Source organism: uncultured Roseibium sp. (assembly GCF_947494555.1).
Classification (GTDB): Bacteria; Pseudomonadota; Alphaproteobacteria; order Rhizobiales; family Stappiaceae; genus Roseibium.
The window spans coordinates 1-21,206 of record NZ_CANLVF010000005.1 but is presented as its reverse complement, the minus strand read 5'-3'; the positions used below and the strand labels follow the sequence as shown (position 1 = coordinate 21,206).

Sequence of the window (21,206 nt, the reverse complement as noted above, 5' to 3'; positions counted from 1 at the left end):
TGCCACCAGATTGCAAAAAACTTTGCCGGAATGCTGGACAAGGTCTGAGCGAGCCTCTATAAGGACCGGGCTTTCAGCGAACGGGGCTTTGACCTCGTGGTTCGAACAGCGCGCCCAGATAGCTCAGTTGGTAGAGCAGCGGATTGAAAATCCGCGTGTCGGTGGTTCGATTCCGCCTCTGGGCACCACTCTCCCTCCTCAGATTGCAAGCATCCTCATACCAGCGCCGTGTGGTTTGTTGTAACCTCTGGCCGCGGGCTGCTTCGCAGCAACTAGAGCTGTGACTTCTGTTCCGAACATTCTGAAGAGCGACAACCGCCGATCGCCCGGCCAAGACTCCTTACCCCATTGGCACGCATCGAGGAACCGATGAACGACGAGCTAGAACCGCCAGGTTTCAGCGGCTATCTGCTGCCAGTTCACGTATTCAGAAATTCAATTCGGCCCGCAGATCGTGTTCCGCCTTCTGAAGCTGCAGAAATGCTCTGAACCGGGCGGCATGCGCATCGGCAACGTGGTTGGCGGGTACGAATTTCCGGTCGACCGACGACATGTCCCGCATGGCGATCTTCAAGTCGGCAAAAGATCCCGACGCGACGGCGCCGAGCATGGCCGCGCCCAACAGGACCGGTTCGGGTGAATGCGGGGCCAGTACGGGAAAGCCGCTGGCGTCCGCTAGCATTTGCTTGATGACCGCGCTGCGTCCCGCGCCTCCGCTTATCACGATGGAACTGGGGGCAACGCCATGTTCGGCTTGCGCCATCATGATCTGGCGCAGGCCATAGCCGATCCCGAAGACACCCGCGACATAGGTCGTGATCAGATCGTCGACATCGTTTGCGAGGGTCAGCCCGGAGATCACCGCCGTGGCGCTCGGATCGGCGAAGGGCGCCCGATTGCCGAGAAAGTCGGGAACGATCAGGCGATGTCCTGCAATCTGAATGGCATCGCTGGCGTCAGGCGCGCGCCGGGCAACCTCGTGCAGAAGGTAGTCCTGCAGCGACAGACCTTCACTTTGTGCCTGGCCGGAAGCTTCGGCATGCGCGGGGTGGGTTCTGATCAGATGGGCAACCGCTTCTCCGGCAGCGGATTGCCCGCCTTCTGAGAGCCAGAGCCCGGGCACCATTGCCGAATAATACGGCCCCCAGACGCCAGGTACCTTATGCGGGGCGGCGGAACTGGCCATCGTGCAGGCCGACGTGCCGAAGACATAGGCCATCGTTGCTTCGGGCCCGGCTTCCGGGTCCGCGCCGACAGTTCCGATGCCGCCCGCATGGGCGTCGATCAGACCCGCGCCGACGGGAATTCCGGCCGGCAATCCCATTAGCTCGGCGGCCTCAGTCCGCAAGCCTCCCTCCAAGGTGGTGCCGGGGGCGACGATGGTCTGGCCGATGCGGGCATAATTCTCATCAGCGAGTTCAGGCAAGCCGATTTTCTGGAAGTATGTCTCGTCCCAACGGCTTTCGTGGGCAAGGTAGGTCCATTTGCAAGTGACAGTACAGGCAGAGCGGGTCAACGAACCTGTGGCGGCCCATGTCAGAAAGTCCGGCAGGTCAAAGAACTGACCGGCCTGCGTAAAAGCATCCGGCACGTTCTCCTTGATCCAAAGGAGCTTGGGCGTCTGCATTTCGGGAGAAATCCGTCCGCCGACATAACCAAGCACATCATGGCCCTGCGCATTGATCCGGTCTGCCTGATCCTTGGCGCGGTGATCCATCCAGACGATGACGTTCCGCTCGGCCTCGCCCGAAGAACTGATGCTGAGGGGGCGCATCTGCCGGTCCAGAACCACCATGGAGCAGGCCGCGTCAAAGCCGATACCGGCGACGTCTTCAGGTGAAATACCGGCCTCCGTCACGGCCGTTTTCACGCATATGCAGACAGCCTTCCAGATATCATCAGACGACTGTTCTGCGATATCACCGTCACGCCACATCCGGATATCGCGGGCATGGCTCGCCAGCAGGGCGCCGTTGGCATCGAACACACCCGCCCTCGCGCTGCCTGTACCGACATCCACCCCAATAAACGCGCTCATAGATCCACCGCATTCGGCAAGAGGACAAGATCGCGAATGGTAACATTTGCAGGCCGGGTCAGCATGAAAACCACGCAGTCGGCAACTTCCTTGGGCTGCATGAGACTGCCTTCAGCAAGGGCCTGTTCCATCTTCGCCTTCGGCCAGTCGTCCAAAAGCGATGTAACCACAGGGCCGGGTAGAATAGCGCCAACGCGCACGCCATGTTTCGACATTTGCCGGCGCACAGTGTGTGTGAACGCCTGCACCGCGTGTTTGGAGGCTGTGTAGATCGGTTCCCACACAACCGGAATTACGCCCGCGACGGAACTGGTCAATATCACATCGCCGGAGCCCTGTTTTGCCAGATGCGGCAAGACGGCCTGTACTGAGCGGAAGGCCGCATTGATGTTGAGGTCCAAGACCCGGTCCCAGGCATCGGGATCACCTTCCAGAACATCGCCGCCGATATATGCACCCGCATTGGCATGAAAGGCGTCCAGACGGCCGGCCTTTTCCAGGATCTGCGGCAGCATGCGGGCGACGCTGTCCTTGTCCAGCAGATCCGTTACCACCGGCACGGCATGTTCTCCAAGTTCACCGCAGACTTTGGTCAGGGCACTCTCGTCGCGGTCCACCAGAACCGCCCGCGCACCTGCCTCGATGCTCGCCTTCGCACAGGCGAGTCCGATACCTGAAGCGGCTCCCGTGATCGCGACAACTTTGCCAGACAAGTCGGCCATCTTTCCGTCCTCACTCTATCAAACCATATTGCCGGGCTTTTCCGCGCAAGAACGGCAGGCCTTGATCGATGACATGATCCGCACTTTCGGCGACCGGACGCCAGACCGACAGGCCGAACGCAATTTCCGGAGGCATGTTGATGAAGCTTTCCATGGCCAAACCGCCCGTAAAACCAATCGCCGACAGCGTCGCAAAGATCTCGTCCCAGTCGCATGTGCCTTCGCCGGGCGTGCCGCGGTCCGATTCCGACAGATGGATGTAGCGAAGATGCTCGCGACCATGCAGAATGCCGTTCCCGGAGCCTTTTTCCTCGATGTTCATGTGATAGGTATCAAGGTGCAGGAACATGTTGTCCGCGCCGATCCTTTCGATCATGGCAACACCCTGCGCGGCAGTATTGATCAGGTGGGTCTCGTAGCGGTTGACCGGCTCGATCCCGAACAAAAGTCCCGCGGCCTTGGCGCACCTGGCAGCCTCTTCAAGCGCGCGAGCAACGTTGCTTAATTCGGCTTCGGTCGGCGGCGCACCGCTTCGCTCGCCTATACCGCCATAGGTCACGCCGGATAACGCTTCCGCGCCGAGGCCAACCGCTTTTTCAATTGCAAGCTTCAGAAAGTCCACGGCGCCTTCAGGGTTCTTGGAGGCCCAGACCGGTTCCGGCAGGCCTAGCGAGCAGACTGCGGGAAGTTCGGCCTGCTCCAGCAGCAGCCGGCCAAGCGCGGCGTCGGTCGATGCCGGATCCAGCAACGCAATCTCGATAAAGTCCATGCCGGAGCCCTTGGCCGCAGCAATAGCCCTTGCTGCACCTTCTGCGTCCCAGGACATCGTCCACATGCTCGTATGAACGCCAAATCCCTTCATATGCTCGAATACCCGCCTTCAATCATCATGATCGCTCCATTGACGAGACCGGAAGCCGGAGAGGCCAGGTAGAGAGCCATGTCGGCGATTTCCACCGGTTCGCCGAAACGCCCCAGAGGCGTCCGGTCGATGAACGGTTCTTTCTTTTCCGGAGCCGACCAGAGCTCCTTGCCCATTTCAGTGAGAACCACTGTGGGACAGATGGCATTGACCTGCACATTATGGGGCGCGGCTTCTGTCATCAGCGATTTGGTGAGCGCGTTCATGCCACCTTTGGAGGTCGCGTAGGCAGCATGGTCCTCAAGGGCAATGACACCGGTCTGGGACGAGATGTTGATGATCTTGCCCTCTTTGCGCGCCATCATGCCCGGCAGCAGCGCTTTGGAAAGGATAAAGGGAGCCGTCAGGTTGATCGCCATCGTTCGTTGCCAGTCGGCAAGGTCATAGTCGACGACAGGTCCTGTCAGAGCAACCCCGGCGGAATTGACCAGAATGTCAATTTTCTCAAAGGCAGCCAGGGCCTGGGAGGCGACGTTTTCCGTTTGCCGCGGATCCGCCAGATCGCCCGTAATCGCGGCGAAGCGACGGCCTTCTGCTTTTATCTGTTGCCCGAGCGCGGCAAGGCGCGGAGCATCGCGGCCATGGCCTGCAATATCGGCACCGGCTTCGGCAAAGACCCTGGCGATCTCTGCACCAATGCCGGAGGAGGCACCTGTAATCAGAGCTGTCTTTCCGGCAAGACTGAAACGCGTCTCCCAGGACATTGTCTACTCCAGGTTCGTATGATTGGTGCGCATGGTTTCGGGTGCGACCGACATGAGGTCCCGCAGATCCAGAACCAGAAGCTCGAAGAACAGGAACATGAGCGCTTCATAGAGCGACCCCATGGGAAGGATCGATGTGGCTTGCGCGTCCGAGGCCATCGTTTGTGCGGGCAGGTGAATGGTCAAATCCGCCTGGCCCGGCACCCGACCGCCGGGTTCGGCGGTGATGCAGATAACTTTCGCCCCGCTTTCTTTGGCAATACCGGTAAGGGCAGCAATGGTGGAGAATTCTCCAGGACCAGCACTCACGAACAGGACATCCCCGGTGGCGACCGGCGGCGCGGTCATGTCCCCGACGACATGCGCATCGCAGCCAAGGTGATAAAGGCGCATGGCGAGCGCTTTCATCATGAGACCCTCCCGGCCGACACCGTGACACAGGATGCGCTGCGCTCCGGCGAGCGCTACAGCAAGAGGTTTGATCTGCGCGAGAACCTCATCGGAAAGTCCCGGGCGAAGCTCTTCAAGCAATTTGTCGGCGCGCCCGCTCATGATCCATCCATTCTGATTTGAATCTTCACGTCCGTCGGTCGTGCCTCGACTGCACGGTCAAAGGCCTTGATGCTGTCCTCAAACGAAAAGGTTTCTGAAATCAGCGGTTTAAGGTCAACTTTTCCGGAGGAGAGGAGAGCAATCGCCCGGTCATACATGTTGGCATAACGGAACACGGTTTCCATGCGGATCTCCTTGGATTGAGCCAGCACGATGTCCACCGGCACGGGATCGACGGGCATGCCGACCCAAACGACGCAGCCTGCCGGTGCAACGACCTCCAGCGCCGACCTTATGGATGCAGCAGCACCCGCGCATTCGAACACCACATCAGCTCCCCAGCCTTCGGTTGCGCTGCGCAGAACCCCGGCAGGATTATCGCGGCCGATCAGAATGGGTTCAATATTGTCGTACCGTGTCGCGACGGAGAGCTTCTCTTCGACGAGATCGGAGATGAAGACCTTCGCGCATCCACCCGCGAGTGCAGCCAGCGCCACCATGATGCCGATGGGCCCAGCACCCGCCACAAAGGCGACATCGCCAGGCTTGATTTTGGCGCGTGCCGCCGCCTGCATTCCAATGGCAAATGGTTCGACCATCGCACCTTCAGCAAAGCTCACGTGATCTGGGATGCGGTAGGTAAAGGCGGCGGGATGCACGACGGAGGGGGTGAGGCACCCATGAACCGGCGGCGTTGCCCAGAACTGAACGTCAGGATCTACATTATAGACGCCAAGCTTCGAGGCCTTGGAATCCATCTTCGGGATCCCCGGTTCCATGACGACCCTGTCACCAACGCTGAGATGAGAGACATTGCCGCCGACCTCCGATATCACACCTGCCGCTTCGTGACCGAGCACCATCGGGTCATTGACGACGAAAGGACCGATCTTGCCGTGCGTATAGTAGTGCACATCGCTGCCGCAGACGCCTACCGTATCAATGGCAATCCGAACATCATCGGGTCCAAGTGACTCGTTCAATTCGATGTCACGCAGCGCGAGCTTGTCCTTTTCTTCCAAAACCAGCGCCTTCGCCATCATCGCCTCCTCATCGTTGCGTCAAGCCCTTTGCAGAAGGGCCTTTGCCGTATTCTCGTCCGTCACCAGAGTGTCGACAAAGCCGCGCTTGATAGCCGCGGCGATGACCGGAACCTTGTGCTGTCCGCCGGCTGCCAGGATGACGTTCTTGATCGATGCCATCTCATCAAGGGACAGACCGATCACGCACCTGTTCACCGGATGATCCACGAGATCACCTTCCTCATTCAGAATGTGTCCGGTAATGTCGCCGACGCCGCCAAGCGCGATCAGTTCGGCCGGATCAATGCCGTCCGGCAACGCGTCGCGGACCAAAAGCGAGCTTTGCAGATCACCTGTGGCGAGCGCGATTGCGTCGCACAGGCGGATCTTTTCCAGCATCTCCCGGATCACGCCCTGCTGCATGAAGAGTTCCTGGCTTTCAGGACTTCCCGCGAACAGCGGCGCCGTGAAGAAACTATGCTCCGCGTTGCAAAGGTCCGCCAGACGGGTCGTGATTTCGTAACCGTTGACGTCTGACCCGCGTGTGACGCCGCCCATGATCGAAACGATCTCCAGATCCGGGCGGTCAAGCGGCTGCATGTGACGGGTTGCAAGGTTCAGCGTATTGCCCCAGGACATGCCGAACTTGGTAACGTCAGAGGTTTGCAGCAAGTCACTCAGATGTGCGCCCAGTCCTGCAGCCACAAGCGGCGTTATGGAGGTGCTGTCTTGCGGCGACGGCACGACAATTGCGCGCGTCAAGCGGCATTCCCGCTCCAATTCCCATTCCAGTTGGGCCGCAGCGGCAAATATGGAATCGACGCTGACACGCAGGATTCCGCGTCGCTTTGCTTCACTAAGCGCCTTGTTGACACGCAGACGGGTAACACCGAACCGCTCAGCCGCATCCGACTGGGTCATCCCCTCAACCTCGCAGGCCCAGGCAAGCCGCACCAGAAGCTGTTCTTCTGTGTCGATCTGATCGAGTTTGATATAGCGTGACATGGCCCTTCCTTTCAGCGGGCACTGTCTAGCGAGGTGCCAGGATGAAGTACAGGGCGAAGGGAAATCACTTGACCGCTCCCATGGTAAGTCCGCGCACCAGCTGCTTGGACGCGATGAGAGCAAAGATCAGTACCGGGATCACGATCAGCGTCGATGTCGCCATGATCTTGCCGTAGGGCAGGTTGTACCCTTCCATGAAGGAAACGGCCATTGCGGGGGCTGTCTTGGCCTCGTTCCGGGTCAGGATCAGGCCGAACATCAGCTCATTCCAGGAAAAGATGAAGGAGAAGATCGCCGACACCGCAACGCCGGGCATTGCGAGCGGCAGGCAGATCTTGCGCATGATGGTGAATTGCGATGCGCCTTCCAGACGTGCGGCTTCGTCCAGGTCGTAGGGTATTCCCCGGAACTGGTCGGTCACGATCCAGATCACGATCGGCAGGTTGAACGTCAGATAGATCAGGATCAGCGTAATGTGCTTGTCCAGAAGTCCCAGATTTCTCGCAATCAGGAAGAAGGGCAGGGCCAGCACGATGGGGGACACCATGCGGTTGGTTATGAACCAGAACCACAGGTCCTTCTTGCCGCGAAATTCGAACCGGGCAAGAGCAAAGGCAGCCGGCACGCCCAGGAGTAGGGCCAGCGCCGTCGTGCAGATCGCAATCACGATCGAATTGATGAGCGTCCTGAGCACGTCATCCTCGAACAGCGCTTCGCGGTAATTATCCAGAGTGGGCTCAAATACCCAGACCGGCGGCGCTTCGAGGGCAACGATCTGCGTTTTCAGCGAGGTCGTCACCATCCAGTAAAACGGAAAGACGCAGACAAGAATTATCAATGCCAGCAGGGCGATTTGTGACCAGAACGAGCGAGGGGATGTCATGGCTCAAACCTCCTTGTGGAAGACACGGATGTAGATCTGCGCCAGCACGATGGTGATGATCAGCAGGATGATCGCCTGCGCCGAGGCCAGGCCCTGGTCGAATCCGCGGAAACCGACCCGCTGGATCATCAGCGAGATGAACTCGGTTGAGGATCCAGGTCCGCCGCGGGTCAGCGTGAAAACCATATCGAACAGTTTCAGGGTATCGGCCGTCCGAAGGATCAGGACAGCGACCAGGCCTGGCAGCAGGAATGGCAATTGCACATATCGCAGGATTGTCCAGGTCGATTTCGTCTCAAGCCGTGCCGCCTCTTCCACTTCGCCCGGCACCATCGTCAGCCCCGCGAGCAGAACAAGCGCCACGAAGGGCGTCCATTGCCAGACATCCCAGAAGATGATCATGGCGAAGGCGTTGTTCGGATCGCCGATCCAGTTGACGTCGACGCCGCCAAGCAGCTGGTTCACGACACCGAATTTCTGGTTGAACATCACCTGGCCCAGGAGACCGACAACCGCATAGGTGGTTGCCATCGGCAGGACCAGGCTAAGCCGCGCCAGCGTTTTGACGAGGGTCAGGCCGGGCTGGTGCAGGACAAGGGCGATCCCAAGCCCGAGAGCTATCTGAAGGGGCAGGGCGGTGCCGAGCAGAAAGAAGGTGCGTCCCATCGCCTGCCAGAACACCTCATCAGTCAGCACCGTGAGGTAGTTGTCGGCGCCGATGAATTCGACACGCTTGAGCTTCGTGAGATTGTAAAAATGCAGCGAGGTCCAAACCGCGTAGAGCAACGGCGCGATACCCACCATGGCCAGGCCAAGAACGGCAGGGCCAATGAAAGCAAATATGGTTCTGCGTGGGACTTGGCCGCGCATGGTTGTCCTCCCGGAGGCCCTTTTGGGCCGGACCGGGGGCGTAAAGCGCCCCCGGCATTGGCTTTCTGAGGTGGTTTATTGTGCCAGCGGTTTTTCGCCGGAATAGTATCCGGCTGCTTCCAGCACTTCTTCCATGCGGGTGCCGATCTCTTGCGCACCCTCTTCTGTAGTGACTTCACCGAGCATCATTTTCGTGCCCCATTCCTGAACGATTTCGGTGATTTCGGGCCACTCGGCGAAGCGTGGGCGGAACTCAGGCACGCCTTCCTGCCAGCTTTCGACCAGCGCCGGCACGAATTTGTAGTCCTCAAGACCGTCTTCCTTGTAGACCGACTGCCGAGCCGGGACGCCGCCGCGTTCCAGATACTCGCGCGCATTCGCTTTGGAGGTTGCCCATTGGATGAAGAGATAGGCTGCTGCCTGTTCCGCTTCATCAGCCTGGGCCGCAACGGCAAGAGAGAATCCGCCCAGAGCGGGCTTACGTCCCGCAGGTCCGGTCGGTTCCGGCGCGATTTCCACGCAGTCCGCCACCTTGGAGGTATCGGGTGATACAACCGAGGAATAGAACGCCGACCATTCGGTGATCATAGCCACATCGCCCTGGCTGAATGCATTGACGGTTTCGGCATGGTCATAGGCCACGATGCCGTCCGGCATGTACTGCATCAGATCCTGGCGGAATTTCAGGCCGGTCTGGCTTTCGTCGCTGTTCAGGTTGGATTTGAAATCCGCATCGAGGAAGGATCCGCCAAACGGCCAGAGCATGCGCGCAAAGCTGTCGGCAGACTGAGTTTCGTTCCGCTTCGACTGGAGCGCAAACGCGTATTTGCCATCCTTGGTCAGGGCCGGCCCATATTCGTCCTTCAATTGCTGCCAGGTCTCCGGCGGGCCGTCAAAGCCGGCCTCTTCCAGGATGCAGCGGTTGTAGAACATCAAGCCGGAGTAGTTGTCGAACGGCAAGCCGTAAAGCGTATCGTTCCAGCCACCGAAGGCATTCAATACCAGCGGGAAAAAGTCATCAATATCAAGGTCGGGGTCAACGGCATCGGGGAATTTTGCCTGAACATCCGCCAAGGGAATGATCCAGTCGTTTTCAGCAAAGTTGCCGATCCAGACTAGGTCGATGAGTGCAATGTCAAGGTCGCCACCTGCCACAAAGTCGCGAACTTGTTCGCCAAGAGCGTTTTCGTACGGGTGCTTGATGATGTTGACCTTGATGCCGGTTTCTTCTTCGAAGGCAGGCAGCATCGCTTCGATGGCCTCATAGCCGGGACGAAGCAGAAATACGACATCAATGGTAGTGCCAGCATAGGGCTCGGCTGCCTTTTTCAGGCTCCAGCCGTGATTATCGGCCATCGCGCCGGTGGCAAGAATGCCGGTTATGGCGACGGTGCCGAGCAAATTTCTCAGGATTTTCATTTGATCGATCTCCTCCCAGATCAAGGTTGCAGTCGCAACATTTGTATCCGCTCTGTTACAAAAGTAGTTTTCGGCTTGATTGTCAATACATTTGTAAGTATCACGATACAAACGTTATAAGCATGCGAATATGCGCTTGCAGGGAGGCAATGCGATGGCGGGCATCAAAATTAAGGGACTCAACAAGTTCTACGGAGACGTGCAGGCGCTGTTCGACGTGAGCCTGGACATCATCGACGGAGAATTTGTGGTCTTTGTCGGACCGTCCGGATGCGGAAAGTCGACACTGCTTCGCACTCTTGCGGGGCTTGAAGGGGTCGACTCTGGGCAGATCGAAATTGACGGGCGCGATGTCACGTTGGCTGAACCCGCCGATCGTGACCTCTCCATGGTGTTCCAGTCATATGCCCTCTACCCGCACATGAGCGTTCGGGACAATATGGATTTCGGCATGAAGGTGAATGGTTTTTCAACGGAACTCCGCAAGGAGCGGATTGCCGAAGCAGCCCGAATCCTCCAGCTTGAGGACTATCTTGATCGCAAGCCCGGCCAACTTTCCGGCGGCCAGCGCCAGCGTGTCGCTATCGGCCGTGCGATCGTCAAGAACCCCAAGGTCTTTCTCTTTGACGAACCTCTTTCAAACCTCGACGCCAAACTGCGTGTTCAGATGCGGGTTGAGCTCGAGGGGCTGCATAAGCAGCTTGAAGCCACGATGATCTATGTGACGCACGACCAGGTGGAAGCCATGACGATGGCGGACAAGATCGTCGTCCTGAACGGTGGCCGGGTCGAGCAGGTCGGCACGCCGCTGGAGCTTTATCACAAGCCAACGTCACGGTTTGTGGCGGAATTCATTGGCTCTCCGGCCATGAATGTGTTTGCGCCGAGCGAAGACGTTCATGGCGTGCCCTTCGCGGCCGAAGCCGCCTTCATCGGGTGCCGGCCCGAACACCTTGAAATTCTGTCCAGCGGTGATGGACAGTTCGATGCCGTCGTCAAGGTCAAGGAACAGCTTGGCGGCGAGAGCCTTCTTTACCTGAACATGGCTGGAGGCACCGAAATCGTCGCGCGTGTGAGCGGTGACGATGAAACGCCGGTCGGCCAGTCCGTCGGGTTGCGTATTCCGGACAATCGTCTGCATCAGTTCGACTCTGCTGGCCGCGCGCTATGAACAGGAAACGCATTGATTTCAAATGACCACTTACTGCAATTCCAACCGGGCTGCCATGCCAGATCTGTTTGAAGACATAGAACTTGTGATTTTCGATTTTGACGGTGTGATTGCAGACAGTGAGGTCATATCGCTTGCGACCTTGCGATCTGCTCTTGGCTCTTTCGGGATTGATCTGACACTCGAAGACACGCGCAAAAAGTTCCTTGGAACATCGCTGGAGACGATCGAAGCCTATGTGCGGACGCATGGCACCGGGAACCGGAAGGATTTCGGTTCATTCTGGGAAACCACGCTGTTTGACCGCTTTCAGGTCGAGCTCAAGCCGATGCCTCTGGTGACCCATCTTCTGGAAAAACTCGACGGTGTCGGTTTGAAGTACTGCATTGCGTCGAGCGGTACTTTGGAACGCATCGGTGTCGCGCTTGATGCAATGAAACTGAGGCAGCGGTTCGAGCATGTCTTCAGCGCTCAGCAGGTCGCGCGAGGAAAACCGGAACCTGATCTGTTTTTGCATGCCGCACGGGAGATAGGGATCAGGCCGGAGGTGTGCCTTGTGATAGAAGATTCTCCCTTTGGTGTAAGGGCCGCCAAGGCTGCGGGCATGCGGTGCGCAGGCTTCACAGGCGGCAGTCATGTGAGCGATGTGGAAACGGAACACGGCGACCTCCTGCGTCGTAACGGCGCGGAAGTTATCTGGTCGACTTACGAAGATCTTTTTCCGCACATCCTCGCGAAGTGACGAACAGGGGAATACCATGCCTGCGCTGCTAAAGGGATGAAGACATGAGCTACCTCGGCATTGACCTTGGAACGTCAGGGCTGCGTGCCCTTCTGGTTTCCGACGACGGTCAGGTATTGGGATCTGTCGAGCGGTCCTACAATTCGGAGCATAAACACTCCGGTTGGAGTGAACAGAACCCGTCCCATTGGGTCGCAGCGCTCGACGAAGCGGCCTTGGAACTCAGGGAACGGTATCCTGAGTTTGCGGATCTGAAAGCGATCAGCGTCGCAGGTCATATGCATGGTGCAACTCTGCTTGACGAAAATAGTGACGTGATACGCCCCTGCATTCTGTGGAACGATAGCCGGGCTCACATCGAGGCTCGGCAACTCGACGAGACAAAAGGCGTTCGGGAGCTTTCAGGAAACATTGTTTTTCCTGGCTTTACCGCGCCAAAACTTCTCTGGGTGAAAAACAACGAGCCGGAGAATTTCGCGCGTGTCGCCAAGGTGCTGTTGCCCGCTGCATACCTGAACTACCACCTGACCGGCGACTATGTCGCCGACATGTCGGATAGTGCCGGAACCTCATGGCTTAGTGTTTCGGCGCGTGATTGGTCGGAAGATCTGCTCAGGGCCGGAGACATGCGCGCGGATCAGATGCCGCGGCTGGTCGAAGGTTGTCAGCCCGCCGGAACGCTGCGCGCGGATCTTGCCGCGCGCTGGGGCATTGCGGAGCAGGTGATTGTCGCAGGCGGGGCAGGGGACAATGCGGCGGCTGCCTGCGGAATTGGAGCCCTCAACGAAGGAGACGGTTTCTTGTCTCTCGGCACTTCAGGCGTTTTGTTGGCTGCCAGAGACGGATGCTACCCGGCGCCTGCGTCTGCGCTTCATACGTTCTGCCACGCCGTGCCTGACCGGTGGTACCAGATGGGCGTGATGCTGTCGGCGACGGACAGCCTGAACTGGCTCGCGCAGGTCACCGAGAAAACCGCCGCAGAACTGACAGGCGCCTTGGGCCACACGCTCCAACCTCCTGGCCGTGTTCTGTTTCTTCCCTATTTGTCTGGTGAGCGAACCCCGCACAACGATGCTGCCATTCGCGGCAGTTTCACCGGGCTGGGGAAGGACACGGCGCAAAACGATCTGACCCGTGCGGTGCTTGAGGGCGTTGCCTTCGGGCTGCGGGATTCGCTTGAAACCTTTTCTCAGTCGGGTACGAAAATCGAACGATTGATAGCAATCGGCGGCGGTGCCAATTCGACCTATTGGCTCAAGTTGATCGCAACGGTCCTGAATGTCAGCCTTGAACGGCCCCAGGATGGGGATTTCGGTGCTGCGCTTGGTGCCGCGAGACTGGCCAGGATTGCTCATACGGGTCTGCACCCGGAACGCGTCTTGCTGAAACCGGATATCGTCGAAACGATCGAACCGCATGCCGAACTCTTGGCGGCTTTCAATGAAAGTTATGAGATCTTCAAGGAAGCCTATCCAAAAGTGCGGGATATTCAGATGCCCTCGGGCTCTTAAGCCGCTGAAACTCAGGCTTTGAACGTCTTGGCATCAATTCCAAATCTCTTCAGACGCGAATAGAGCGTTGTTGGCTTGACGGACATCAGTTCCGCAGCCCCGCCTTTGCCGGATACCCGCCCATTACAGGCGCGAAGGGCGTTTTCGATGGCTTCCCGCTCGCTTGCGATACGATCTTGTTCCGTCACGATCGGAAATGGCGAAGGAGCGCCGGAAGAGGACTGTTCCGGCTCGTTCATGATCTCTTCCGCAGAGGGGATGTGAATGGTTTGCGGCACATGAAGACACAAGCGGCCATCGACCGCCGTTATCACCGCGCGAGTGACAATTCAACAGAATAGCCTCTGATAAAGCTCAAGCTGGATACATCGCGGGATTATCTCATTGTTCGTGCTGGAACGGTTGCCCTTCGCCTTTTTCAAGGAACGGTTTTAAGCTTTCCAGTAGGAAAAAATTCCAACCTGCTTCGCAGATTTCCCAGCATTCCATGCTCTCAATGAGCCCTTCATGCGTAAACTCAAGTCGCGTTCTGTTTTCGTCTATTCTTGTCAAATGCCACAATATCCTGGTGCCGGTCCATTCGTCGTCCCGGTCCAAGGCATCATTGGCGTGGTAGTGCTCCAAAATGTCCCACTCAACACGTTTGTCGGGTATCAACTCGGCGACCTTGATGTGGTTGTATGTTTCTCCGAAACGGGTGGTAAAGACCGTTCCCACTTCCGAGGCATCACTCGAACCAGTCGTCCACCACTTCACAACGCCGAGGGTTATCGCAGCGTAGATGGCGCTGGCAGGCACATCGACTTCGACAATCTTTTTGTATCCAGTCATGATTCACGATGTCTCCGAGGACTCAAGATTGACAATCAGCTCTTTGAACTGGCGAAGTTTTTGCGGCCATCCCGAGGATAAGCTTTCAATATCTTTGAGAGTGGTTGTTCCGGTATGACGAAGTGTCAGTCTGGTGCCGCCATGGAAAGGCTGAAGTGCGAATGAAACACGCGTAGGTTCTTCAATATCAGCGCTTTCCCATAGCCATTCCATCAATGTTGGCGCTTCGAGTGTAAGCACCTCACAATGCGTAAAGCCGCGCCAGTTCTCGTCGGCATTCCCGCGAATAGTGAACTTGTGACCAACAACAGGCTGAAAATCACATGGCATAAGCCATTCGGAAATTGCGGCAGGATCGGTCAGTGCCCGCCATACGCTTTCCAGGGGGTGTGGGTAGAATTCTTCAAGGTTTAGATTGAGGACCTGGTTCATTCCTGCTCCTCACCTTCTTGTCGGTTCAAATACTCGCCAAGACCCCTGAGGCGATTTTCCCAAAACGGCCGGTAGAGGGCCGTCCAGTCATGCACTGCTTGCAATGGTTCAAATCGCGAGCGGTAGAGCCGTTTTCTGCCATGAGCCTTGCTTTCAACCAGTCCGACTTCACGCAGTACGCTTAGGTGCTGCGAAACAGCCGAGTACGTAATCCCGAGTTCATCAACACAATCTCCGACAGGTCTCGATTCATTCGCGAGAAATCCCAGCAGTGCCCTGCGATTAGGGTCCGCTATGGCATGAAAAACGTCTGATGTTGCTTTTTGTGGAGGCATGGCCATCGTTATTTCAGTATATACTTAAATGTCAAGAGCAATGCTTCACGCCGAGGTAAATCAAACTGGTTTGAGAAATTTTGAAAATGACATGCGCCCTCTGACATTGAACGGCAATTGATCCAGCCAATTCTTCCTCGCAATACTCGTCGCGTAGCTCGAGCAGACGACCAAGGTGTCTTGAAGGGTATTTTATGGGCTTTGCGCCCAGGCTTCCTCTGAGCTGCACGGACATCCCGATCCTGGACAAATCTCAAGAATGGCGAGTGCTCAGCATTCGAACATCCCGGTTGCCTAATCGATAAATGTTATATAGTAACACGTGTTAATATGTATCATCGTTGGAGGTGCTGTGTGATTACGCGTGGAGAAATGTGGCAGGCTGAGATCCTCCGTGTTTTGAACCGTAGCCATGCGCCTGTTACAGCTTATGAAGTTCTTGAAACATTGCGAGAAACCCACGGGAAGGTCGCACCAACAACCATTTATCGAGCCCCGTCGTCGCTGGCAGACTGCGGGCGGGTGCACCGTGTTGAGTCCCTGAACGCGTTCACGGCCTACCAGTGCGACCGGCACCAGCACACTTCTATTCTATCCATTTGCGAAGAATGCGGCTCTGTCGAAGAAAGCGTTGCCCCCGAGTTGTTGGACGAAATTTCCGGCCTTGTTGGTAGATCCGGGTTCTCTCCGATGCGTCATGTGATCGAAGTTCACGGAATGTGCGGTTCCTGCAGCATGAGGAAGTTACAAGCATGAGTGCGGAAAAGACATTAAGGCTGCTTCTTGTCGGGGCAGGCGTCCGGCTAGGTGCCGCGCTCATTATCGTCGCGGCGCTTTGGGCAGCCTTTTTCTGGGCAACGTCGACACCGGGGGCCTTATGACATCTGCTCTCGCATTCCGGGATCTCACTTTGGGATATGATCGCCTTCCGGCGGTACAACAGCTCCACGCGGATATCGCCGAGGGTAGTCTCACGGCAATCTTCGGACCGAATGGTGCCGGAAAGTCCACCTTGCTGAAGGGGGTAACCGGAGCTCTTGCCCCTTTGCAGGGAAATGTAGAATTCGGCGCGCTCGAGCGAGGTGACATTGCCTACCTGCCGCAACAGTCCGACATCGACCGAACATTCCCGCTCAGTGTCGTCGATCTGGTCGCCATGGGACTGTGGCACGAGATCGGACCTTTTGGCTGGCTTGGGAAAAAGCAACGCGCACGTGTCGATGCGGCATTGGCTTCCGTGGGGCTGACCGGACTTGAATCCCGTCCCATCGGTTCGCTGTCCGGCGGTCAGATGCAGCGGGCGCTCTTTGCAAGGCTGCTGCTTCAGGACGCACGCCTGGTCCTGCTCGATGAGCCCTTTACCGCGATTGATGCCCGCACCATGGCCGATCTACTTGACGTGATCCGGAGCTGGCACACGGAAGGCCGCACGGTTCTCGCCGTCCTGCATGATGCCGAGACCGTCCGCGCCCATTTCCCTGAAACGCTCTTGCTGGCGCGTGAGCTTGTGGCACACGGGCCGACCGAGCAGGTGCTCACCGTAGAAAATCAGTTCCGCGCGCGCCAGATGTGTGAAGCGTGTGCCGGTCCACCTCATGTTTGCGGGCGGGACGCGGCATGATCTGGGAAATCGTCATTCAGCCTTTCGCCGATTTCGGGTTCATGCGCCGCGCATTGCTCGGCTGCATCGCCGTCTCGCTCGGGGCGACGCCCGTTGGCGTCTTCCTGATGCTGAGGCGGATGAGCCTGACTGGAGACGCGATGGCTCACGCGATCCTGCCGGGCGCTGCGGTCGGCTTTCTGATCTCAGGTCTGTCACTTGGGGCGATGACCGTCGGGGGATTGATTGCGGGCATGGCGGTGGCACTGCTGTCCGGATTGGTTACGCGCGTGACGGCCCTGCGCGAAGATGCAAGCCTTGCTGCCTTCTATCTGATCTCACTCGCGCTTGGTGTGTTGATCGTCTCGACGCGCGGCAGCAATGTGGACCTGATGCATGTGCTGTTCGGGACCGTGCTGGCGCTCAATAACGACGCACTTGTTCTGCTTTGCTCAATCGCGAGCCTATCGGTACTGGTTCTTGCGGTTCTGTTCCGGCCACTGGTTTTGGAGTGCGCGGATCCACAGTTCCTGCGCTCTGTCAGCAAGCTCAGTGCAGTCACCCACTTCACGTTCCTTTCGCTTGTGGTTTTGAATCTCGTCGGCGGGTTCCATGCCCTCGGCACGCTCATGGCAGTCGGCATCATGATCTTGCCTGCCGCTGCAGCCCGTTTCTGGGCGAAAAGCATCGGCGGGCTCATCCTCGTCGCTGTTGCCATCGCATTTCTATCCAGCCTGAGCGGTCTGCTGCTCTCCTACCATTACAGCTTGCCTTCCGGGCCGGCGATTATCCTCGTAGCCGGAATTATCTACGCGGTGTCCCTGGTGCTCGGCCCGGCTGGCGGTCTCATTGCACAGGTGCTGCCACGGCGGCCCCTGCAGAACTGAAAGGAAACCTCATGACGTCCCGCAGAACAGTCCTGAAATCCGCGACGGCACTTGTTGCTCTTTCGCTTTTTGCGCCGACAGCTGCGTGGGCAGACGGTCAGACGCCTGTCGTCGCATCATTCTCGGTTCTGGGCGACATGGTTGAACGGATTGGCGGCGAACATGTGAAAGTGACGACATTGGTCGGGCCCGATGGTGATGCGCATGTCTACCAGCCGACGCCGAAAGACGCGCGCGCCGTCAGTGAGGCTGAAGTGCTGATCGTGAACGGCCTCGAGTTCGAAGGCTGGCTGGAGCGTCTTTCCGAGGCGGCCGATTTCAAGGGTACTCTTGTTGTCGCGACAACCGGCGTCGATGCCATTCCTTTTGGCGACCATGATGATGATGACCATGACGATCATGGCGATGATCACGCAGAGGCGGAGCACGATCACGACAACCACGATCATGAAAAACATGCCGAAGCTGAACATGACCACGAAGACCATGAAAAGCATGCTGAAGCTGGCCATGACGACCATGACCATGACAAGCATGAGGAACATGCCGAAGCGGAGCATGATCACGACGACCACGATCACGAAAAACACGCAAGCCATGACGACCACGATCATGACAAGCATGAAGAACATGCTGGGCATGATGAGCACGATGATCATGAAGAGCATGCTGGCCATGGTCACGAAGGCCACGATCATGGGGCCTTTGATCCACATGCCTGGCAGAGCCTCGACAACGCAGTGATCTACGTCGACAACATTACTGCAGCGCTCGCAAAGGCGGATCCTGACCACGCCGGAGCGTTCTACGCGAACCGCGAAGCCTATGTTGCAGAGATTGAAGCTCTCGAGGCCGAGATCGATGCCCTGATGGAGGCTTTGCCGGAAAACCGCCGCACGGTTGTCACGTCGCACGACGCATTCGGGTATTTCGCGGATCACTACGGTTTGACATTCGAAGCACCACAGGGCCTGAGCACTGAAAGCGAACCATCAGCCGCCGATGTCGCCAAGCTGATCACGCAAATCCGTGAAGATGGTATCTCAGCCGTCTTCGTGGAATCGATCACGGATAATCGCTTGCTCGAGCAGATCTCGAACGAGACGGAGGCAACAATCGGCGGAACGCTCTACTCAGATGCGCTCTCCGGTTCGGATGGTCCGGCAGGCACATATCTCGACATGATGCACCACAATGCAAAGACCCTCTCGGAGGCGCTTGGGTCATAAGATCCCCAACAGCCGACATTCAGAAAAACCGGCCATCCTGTGAGCCAACAGGAAAACAGTGACGGCCGGTTTGAATTTCCAGGGACAACGCATTGATTCTCATGGAGGTTCTCCATGAAAACGCGTGCCGCTATTGCCTTGGCACTGAACCGGCCGCTTGAGATCAAAGAGATCGACCATGAGAGCCCGAAAGGGGGTGAAGTGCTGGTGCGGATTGGTAAGACAAGTCTCTGCCACACCGATGTTTTCACACTTTCAGGCGAAGATCCTAAGGGCCACTTCCCGTACATTTTCGGCCACGAGGGCTGCGGCATTGTGGAAGAGGTCGGCAAAGGTGTCACTTCGGTCGTGCCGGCGACCAGCGGGCTGATCCAGAAAATTGTGGAGATGCGGATCGACAATGATCAGGATGCGGTCTGGCTGCGGGTCGCCGTCGAAGGCGGAGCCAGTTGTCACGTCGGTTACCGCTCCTGCTTCTATCGTGCAGTGCCGACGCAAGTCGAGGGCAGTCCGATAGAGCTGAATTTCACCGAGACAGAAAAAATCTTTGAACCGCTTGAGGTTTACGGCGACGCGCCCAATCCGACCCAGCTTTAACGCGTGTTGGTCGCAACCGATTGTCCGGTGACGCAAGCGTCAAAAGAGTGCGCAGCCGCAAGTTAAGAAACGTTGCGGCTGCAATCGGGTAGGCGGATCACTCAAACGACTTCGACAGGACCGTGATCGTCGCAGTGGCCGTCGTGGGGGTGATGCAGGCGGCCATTCACGAGATAGCAGACGTGATCGCCATGAGGCACTGCTTCATGTCCGCAACCGGGGCCATGGACGTGATCCGGATCATGGCCAAGGTCCTGCGAACCGACGGGCGCGCAGTCTTCAGGGTTCGATGCAGAAACCTCGATGGCGTGCTCTTCGACGCGACCACCTTCCTGGTGATGAAGATGACCGTCATGAAGATAGTCGACATGATCGCCGTGCCGGACAGCCGTGTGGCCGCAATTGGGTCCGTGAGTGTGACTGTGGTTTGGGTCGGTGGGGCCGTTGTTGGTCAAGAGTTTTCTCCTTCTTTTTTTGTGTTGTGCGTGTTGTCTTCGGCGGCATGATCAAGGATGTCGTGCAAAAGCTGCACGACGTGATGATCTGCGAGCGCGTAATAGATGTGTTTGGCGTCACGGCGCTTGGTCACAAGACGCGCTGAATGAAGCAGTTTCAGGCGCGCGGAAACCGTTGCGACTTTCTCGTCTTCCTCCTCTGCCAGCTCGGTGACGCATCGTTCGCTATTTGCCAGCAGAAGCAGAATACGCAGCCGGGCCGTGTCACCAGCCGCCCGCAGCATCATAGCCGCGCTTTCAATAGTTGCCGTCGCCGGAAAGTCGAAAGGAGCGCGCTTCTCGTGGCCGTCCGTGCCGCAGCTGGGAAGATCGGTGGCTTCTGACACTATGTTATTCTCTCATTCAATGGATTGATAGAATGACACGTATTTTACGAGTGCTCAAGCAAATTCAATACGCGTCACTTCAAACGCAGAAAAACGCCTTCCTTGCGTGGCAGTCAAGGAAGGCGCCTGCGCCATGAGAGCGGGCGCACGTGTGATGCGCCCGGCAATCTGCACAAAGGTCAGACGAACAAGTTGTTGCTGATCTGCTCCTGATCGAGTTGCTGGTCGAGGACGGTAAAGTCGGAGATGACCCCGTCGAAATGATTGCCCGTCCAGCCGATTTCACCGGACGGACTGCTCCAGCCATTTGCCCCGATCATCAGGTATTCTTCATTCCCGAGCCAGTCGGATTCGAATGCGTCATCCTCGGCAACGGCAACCCCGTCGACGTAAAGAACCGCGCCATCGTCACCGAATGTGAATGCGAACTCGTGTTCTTTCCCGACTTCAAAGACATCTTCCGCCTTGAGCCATAGGGAACCGGTCTCGTCCTGGAAGCGGACCTTGATGTCGCCGCCGTCCGTGACCCAGGCGGTCAGATGTCCACCGGTGACATATCCGCTCGCATCCTTGGAAAACAGAGCATCCCAGCCATCGACTTTGTCGGCCTTGAAAGAAAACGCGATCGTTCCCTCGGCAATTTCCATGTCTTTGGAATGCTCGATGGCAATCTGGCCGTCACGCGTGCCATCAAGATTTACGTCCCCTGCGATTGCGAAGACGGGGGCCATGCCTTCGGGGAGGGGGAGGTCGTCCTTGGTCGGGATATCGTCGGGCGGTGCGATCTCGCCGCGGTCGGTTCCCATTTCGATGGGCTTGATGGCCTCGTCGATATCGGCGATGGACTTCACGATGCCGTAGGCCGGTTTGGCCGTGGTGGAGATGTCGGACAG

At 57.5% G+C, this 21,206-nt stretch carries 26 protein-coding genes, 1 tRNA gene and 1 pseudogene; 11 read left to right on the top strand and 17 right to left on the bottom strand.

What is annotated here, in order from left to right; translation table 11 throughout:
* Window positions 1-112: 112 nt before the first annotated feature.
* A tRNA-Phe gene (locus Q0915_RS22590) sits at window positions 113-188 on the top strand.
* A 239-nt stretch (window positions 189-427) separates the two neighbouring features.
* On the opposite strand, the gene Q0915_RS22585 is transcribed toward Q0915_RS22590, so the two are convergent.
* The 10 genes from Q0915_RS22585 to Q0915_RS22540 form a co-directional block, all read right to left on the bottom strand.
* Window positions 428-2,038, bottom strand: coding sequence for an FGGY-family carbohydrate kinase (locus Q0915_RS22585; protein WP_299479268.1), 1,611 nt, complete (start codon window positions 2,036-2,038; stop codon window positions 428-430).
* Complete coding sequence (locus tag Q0915_RS22580; RefSeq protein WP_299479266.1) at window positions 2,035-2,760, bottom strand: SDR family oxidoreductase; 726 nt, start codon at window positions 2,758-2,760, stop codon at window positions 2,035-2,037. Before Q0915_RS22580 ends, Q0915_RS22585 begins: the two co-directional genes overlap by 4 nt.
* A gap of 10 nt (window positions 2,761-2,770) precedes the next feature.
* Window positions 2,771-3,622 (bottom strand): sugar phosphate isomerase/epimerase, encoded by an 852-nt coding sequence (locus tag Q0915_RS22575; protein ID WP_299479264.1) that lies wholly within the window; start codon window positions 3,620-3,622, stop codon window positions 2,771-2,773.
* Window positions 3,619-4,386 (bottom strand): glucose 1-dehydrogenase, encoded by a 768-nt coding sequence (locus tag Q0915_RS22570; protein WP_299479262.1) that lies wholly within the window; start codon window positions 4,384-4,386, stop codon window positions 3,619-3,621. The genes Q0915_RS22575 and Q0915_RS22570 overlap by 4 nt, the downstream gene beginning before the upstream one ends.
* A 3-nt stretch (window positions 4,387-4,389) precedes the next feature.
* On the bottom strand, window positions 4,390-4,938 hold the full coding sequence (locus tag Q0915_RS22565) for an SIS domain-containing protein (RefSeq protein WP_299479260.1): 549 nt from the start codon (window positions 4,936-4,938) through the stop codon (window positions 4,390-4,392).
* Window positions 4,935-5,978 carry an NAD(P)-dependent alcohol dehydrogenase gene (locus Q0915_RS22560; RefSeq protein ID WP_299479257.1) on the bottom strand — a complete coding sequence of 348 codons (1,044 nt, stop codon included), beginning with the start codon at window positions 5,976-5,978 and terminating at the stop codon, window positions 4,935-4,937. The genes Q0915_RS22565 and Q0915_RS22560 overlap by 4 nt, the downstream gene beginning before the upstream one ends.
* A gap of 21 nt (window positions 5,979-5,999) precedes the next feature.
* Window positions 6,000-6,965 (bottom strand): sugar-binding domain-containing protein, encoded by a 966-nt coding sequence (locus Q0915_RS22555; protein ID WP_299479254.1) that lies wholly within the window; start codon window positions 6,963-6,965, stop codon window positions 6,000-6,002.
* Window positions 6,966-7,029: 64 nt separating this feature from the next.
* A complete protein-coding gene (locus Q0915_RS22550; protein ID WP_299479251.1) occupies window positions 7,030-7,848 on the bottom strand; it encodes a carbohydrate ABC transporter permease in 819 nt (272 codons plus the stop codon).
* 3 nt (window positions 7,849-7,851) lie between these two features.
* A complete protein-coding gene (locus tag Q0915_RS22545) occupies window positions 7,852-8,718 on the bottom strand; it encodes a sugar ABC transporter permease (protein WP_299479248.1) in 867 nt (288 codons plus the stop codon).
* A 75-nt stretch (window positions 8,719-8,793) separates the two neighbouring features.
* The gene (locus Q0915_RS22540; protein ID WP_299479245.1) at window positions 8,794-10,137 is read right to left on the bottom strand and encodes a sugar ABC transporter substrate-binding protein; all 1,344 of its coding nucleotides are present in this window, start codon (window positions 10,135-10,137) and stop codon (window positions 8,794-8,796) included.
* A gap of 154 nt (window positions 10,138-10,291) precedes the next feature.
* Between Q0915_RS22540 and ugpC the strand changes: the two genes are divergently transcribed.
* From ugpC to xylB, 3 genes are read left to right on the top strand one after another with little or no spacing between them, the layout of a single operon-like run.
* Window positions 10,292-11,308 carry a sn-glycerol-3-phosphate ABC transporter ATP-binding protein UgpC gene (gene ugpC / locus Q0915_RS22535; protein WP_299479242.1) on the top strand — a complete coding sequence of 339 codons (1,017 nt, stop codon included), beginning with the start codon at window positions 10,292-10,294 and terminating at the stop codon, window positions 11,306-11,308.
* Between the two features lie 22 nt (window positions 11,309-11,330).
* Window positions 11,331-12,050 carry an HAD family hydrolase gene (locus tag Q0915_RS22530; protein WP_299479239.1) on the top strand — a complete coding sequence of 240 codons (720 nt, stop codon included), beginning with the start codon at window positions 11,331-11,333 and terminating at the stop codon, window positions 12,048-12,050.
* Window positions 12,051-12,094: 44 nt separating this feature from the next.
* Window positions 12,095-13,561 (top strand): xylulokinase, encoded by a 1,467-nt coding sequence (xylB, locus tag Q0915_RS22525; RefSeq protein ID WP_299479236.1) that lies wholly within the window; start codon window positions 12,095-12,097, stop codon window positions 13,559-13,561.
* Window positions 13,562-13,572: 11 nt separating this feature from the next.
* Here xylB and Q0915_RS22520 read toward each other — a convergent pair whose 3' ends face one another.
* The 4 genes from Q0915_RS22520 to Q0915_RS22505 form a co-directional block, all read right to left on the bottom strand.
* Window positions 13,573-13,800, bottom strand: a complete 228-nt coding sequence (locus Q0915_RS22520) for a helix-turn-helix domain-containing protein (protein WP_299479233.1) — start codon at window positions 13,798-13,800, stop codon at window positions 13,573-13,575.
* A 142-nt stretch (window positions 13,801-13,942) separates the two neighbouring features.
* On the bottom strand, window positions 13,943-14,392 hold the full coding sequence (locus tag Q0915_RS22515; protein WP_299479230.1) for an SRPBCC domain-containing protein: 450 nt from the start codon (window positions 14,390-14,392) through the stop codon (window positions 13,943-13,945).
* A 3-nt stretch (window positions 14,393-14,395) separates the two neighbouring features.
* The gene (locus Q0915_RS22510; protein ID WP_299479227.1) at window positions 14,396-14,824 is read right to left on the bottom strand and encodes an SRPBCC domain-containing protein; all 429 of its coding nucleotides are present in this window, start codon (window positions 14,822-14,824) and stop codon (window positions 14,396-14,398) included.
* Window positions 14,821-15,165: a metalloregulator ArsR/SmtB family transcription factor gene (locus Q0915_RS22505; RefSeq protein ID WP_299479224.1), complete on the bottom strand. Its 345-nt coding sequence runs from the start codon at window positions 15,163-15,165 to the stop codon at window positions 14,821-14,823. The genes Q0915_RS22510 and Q0915_RS22505 overlap by 4 nt, the downstream gene beginning before the upstream one ends.
* Window positions 15,166-15,489: 324 nt before the next feature.
* Here Q0915_RS22505 and Q0915_RS32125 point away from each other — a divergent pair, with 324 nt between their 5' ends.
* From Q0915_RS32125 to Q0915_RS22475, 7 genes and pseudogenes are all read left to right on the top strand, one after another.
* On the top strand, window positions 15,490-15,915 hold the full coding sequence (locus Q0915_RS32125; protein WP_366525321.1) for a Fur family transcriptional regulator: 426 nt from the start codon (window positions 15,490-15,492) through the stop codon (window positions 15,913-15,915).
* Window positions 15,912-16,040 (top strand): hypothetical protein, encoded by a 129-nt coding sequence (locus tag Q0915_RS22500; protein ID WP_299479221.1) that lies wholly within the window; start codon window positions 15,912-15,914, stop codon window positions 16,038-16,040. The genes Q0915_RS32125 and Q0915_RS22500 overlap by 4 nt, the downstream gene beginning before the upstream one ends.
* Window positions 16,037-16,780, top strand: coding sequence for a zinc ABC transporter ATP-binding protein AztA (gene aztA / locus Q0915_RS22495; protein WP_299479218.1), 744 nt, complete (start codon window positions 16,037-16,039; stop codon window positions 16,778-16,780). Before Q0915_RS22500 ends, aztA begins: the two co-directional genes overlap by 4 nt.
* Entirely contained in the window at window positions 16,777-17,646 is an 870-nt protein-coding gene (locus tag Q0915_RS22490; RefSeq protein ID WP_299479215.1) for a metal ABC transporter permease, read from the top strand. The genes aztA and Q0915_RS22490 overlap by 4 nt, the downstream gene beginning before the upstream one ends.
* A gap of 11 nt (window positions 17,647-17,657) precedes the next feature.
* Window positions 17,658-18,875: a zinc ABC transporter substrate-binding protein gene (locus Q0915_RS22485; RefSeq protein WP_299479212.1), complete on the top strand. Its 1,218-nt coding sequence runs from the start codon at window positions 17,658-17,660 to the stop codon at window positions 18,873-18,875.
* Window positions 18,876-18,989: 114 nt separating this feature from the next.
* Window positions 18,990-19,229, top strand: a pseudogene (locus Q0915_RS22480) (alcohol dehydrogenase catalytic domain-containing protein); the annotation flags it as partial.
* Entirely contained in the window at window positions 19,224-19,472 is a 249-nt protein-coding gene (locus Q0915_RS22475) for a phosphoribosyl-AMP cyclohydrolase (RefSeq protein ID WP_366525329.1), read from the top strand. The pseudogene Q0915_RS22480 and the gene Q0915_RS22475, both read left to right, overlap by 6 nt.
* Window positions 19,473-19,573: 101 nt before the next feature.
* Here Q0915_RS22475 and Q0915_RS22470 read toward each other — a convergent pair whose 3' ends face one another.
* The 3 genes from Q0915_RS22470 to Q0915_RS22460 all read right to left on the bottom strand — a co-directional run.
* Window positions 19,574-19,927 (bottom strand): hypothetical protein, encoded by a 354-nt coding sequence (locus tag Q0915_RS22470; protein WP_299479209.1) that lies wholly within the window; start codon window positions 19,925-19,927, stop codon window positions 19,574-19,576.
* Window positions 19,924-20,313 (bottom strand): helix-turn-helix domain-containing protein, encoded by a 390-nt coding sequence (locus tag Q0915_RS22465; protein ID WP_299479206.1) that lies wholly within the window; start codon window positions 20,311-20,313, stop codon window positions 19,924-19,926. Before Q0915_RS22465 ends, Q0915_RS22470 begins: the two co-directional genes overlap by 4 nt.
* Before the next feature lie 179 nt (window positions 20,314-20,492).
* Window positions 20,493-21,206: LamG-like jellyroll fold domain-containing protein (locus tag Q0915_RS22460; protein ID WP_299479203.1), on the bottom strand; the 714-nt coding region annotated here is incomplete at its 5' end.

Bases quoted from the DNA above. Each gene is read 5' to 3' on its own strand.
- Q0915_RS22505 (WP_299479224.1), bottom strand. From the start codon at position 15,165: ATGGCCATGCCTCCACAAAAAGCAACATCAGACGTTTTTCATGCCATA.
- Q0915_RS22500 (WP_299479221.1), top strand. From the start codon at position 15,912: ATGAGTGCGGAAAAGACATTAAGGCTGCTTCTTGTCGGGGCAGGCGTC.
- Q0915_RS22520 (WP_299479233.1), bottom strand. From the start codon at position 13,800: ATGAACGAGCCGGAACAGTCCTCTTCCGGCGCTCCTTCGCCATTTCCG.
- Q0915_RS32125 (WP_366525321.1), top strand. From the start codon at position 15,490: ATGTATCATCGTTGGAGGTGCTGTGTGATTACGCGTGGAGAAATGTGG.
- Q0915_RS22515 (WP_299479230.1), bottom strand. From the start codon at position 14,392: ATGACTGGATACAAAAAGATTGTCGAAGTCGATGTGCCTGCCAGCGCC.
- Q0915_RS22510 (WP_299479227.1), bottom strand. From the start codon at position 14,824: ATGAACCAGGTCCTCAATCTAAACCTTGAAGAATTCTACCCACACCCC.
- Q0915_RS22540 (WP_299479245.1), bottom strand. From the start codon at position 10,137: ATGAAAATCCTGAGAAATTTGCTCGGCACCGTCGCCATAACCGGCATT.
- Q0915_RS22550 (WP_299479251.1), bottom strand. From the start codon at position 7,848: ATGACATCCCCTCGCTCGTTCTGGTCACAAATCGCCCTGCTGGCATTG.
- Q0915_RS22580 (WP_299479266.1), bottom strand. From the start codon at position 2,760: ATGGCCGACTTGTCTGGCAAAGTTGTCGCGATCACGGGAGCCGCTTCA.
- Q0915_RS22560 (WP_299479257.1), bottom strand. From the start codon at position 5,978: ATGGCGAAGGCGCTGGTTTTGGAAGAAAAGGACAAGCTCGCGCTGCGT.
- Q0915_RS22575 (WP_299479264.1), bottom strand. From the start codon at position 3,622: ATGAAGGGATTTGGCGTTCATACGAGCATGTGGACGATGTCCTGGGAC.
- xylB (WP_299479236.1), top strand. From the start codon at position 12,095: ATGAGCTACCTCGGCATTGACCTTGGAACGTCAGGGCTGCGTGCCCTT.
- Q0915_RS22585 (WP_299479268.1), bottom strand. From the start codon at position 2,038: ATGAGCGCGTTTATTGGGGTGGATGTCGGTACAGGCAGCGCGAGGGCG.
- Q0915_RS22565 (WP_299479260.1), bottom strand. From the start codon at position 4,938: ATGAGCGGGCGCGCCGACAAATTGCTTGAAGAGCTTCGCCCGGGACTT.
- Q0915_RS22490 (WP_299479215.1), top strand. From the start codon at position 16,777: ATGATCTGGGAAATCGTCATTCAGCCTTTCGCCGATTTCGGGTTCATG.
- Q0915_RS22570 (WP_299479262.1), bottom strand. From the start codon at position 4,386: ATGTCCTGGGAGACGCGTTTCAGTCTTGCCGGAAAGACAGCTCTGATT.
- aztA (WP_299479218.1), top strand. From the start codon at position 16,037: ATGACATCTGCTCTCGCATTCCGGGATCTCACTTTGGGATATGATCGC.
- ugpC (WP_299479242.1), top strand. From the start codon at position 10,292: ATGGCGGGCATCAAAATTAAGGGACTCAACAAGTTCTACGGAGACGTG.
- Q0915_RS22555 (WP_299479254.1), bottom strand. From the start codon at position 6,965: ATGTCACGCTATATCAAACTCGATCAGATCGACACAGAAGAACAGCTT.
- Q0915_RS22530 (WP_299479239.1), top strand. From the start codon at position 11,331: ATGACCACTTACTGCAATTCCAACCGGGCTGCCATGCCAGATCTGTTT.
- Q0915_RS22545 (WP_299479248.1), bottom strand. From the start codon at position 8,718: ATGCGCGGCCAAGTCCCACGCAGAACCATATTTGCTTTCATTGGCCCT.
- Q0915_RS22485 (WP_299479212.1), top strand. From the start codon at position 17,658: ATGACGTCCCGCAGAACAGTCCTGAAATCCGCGACGGCACTTGTTGCT.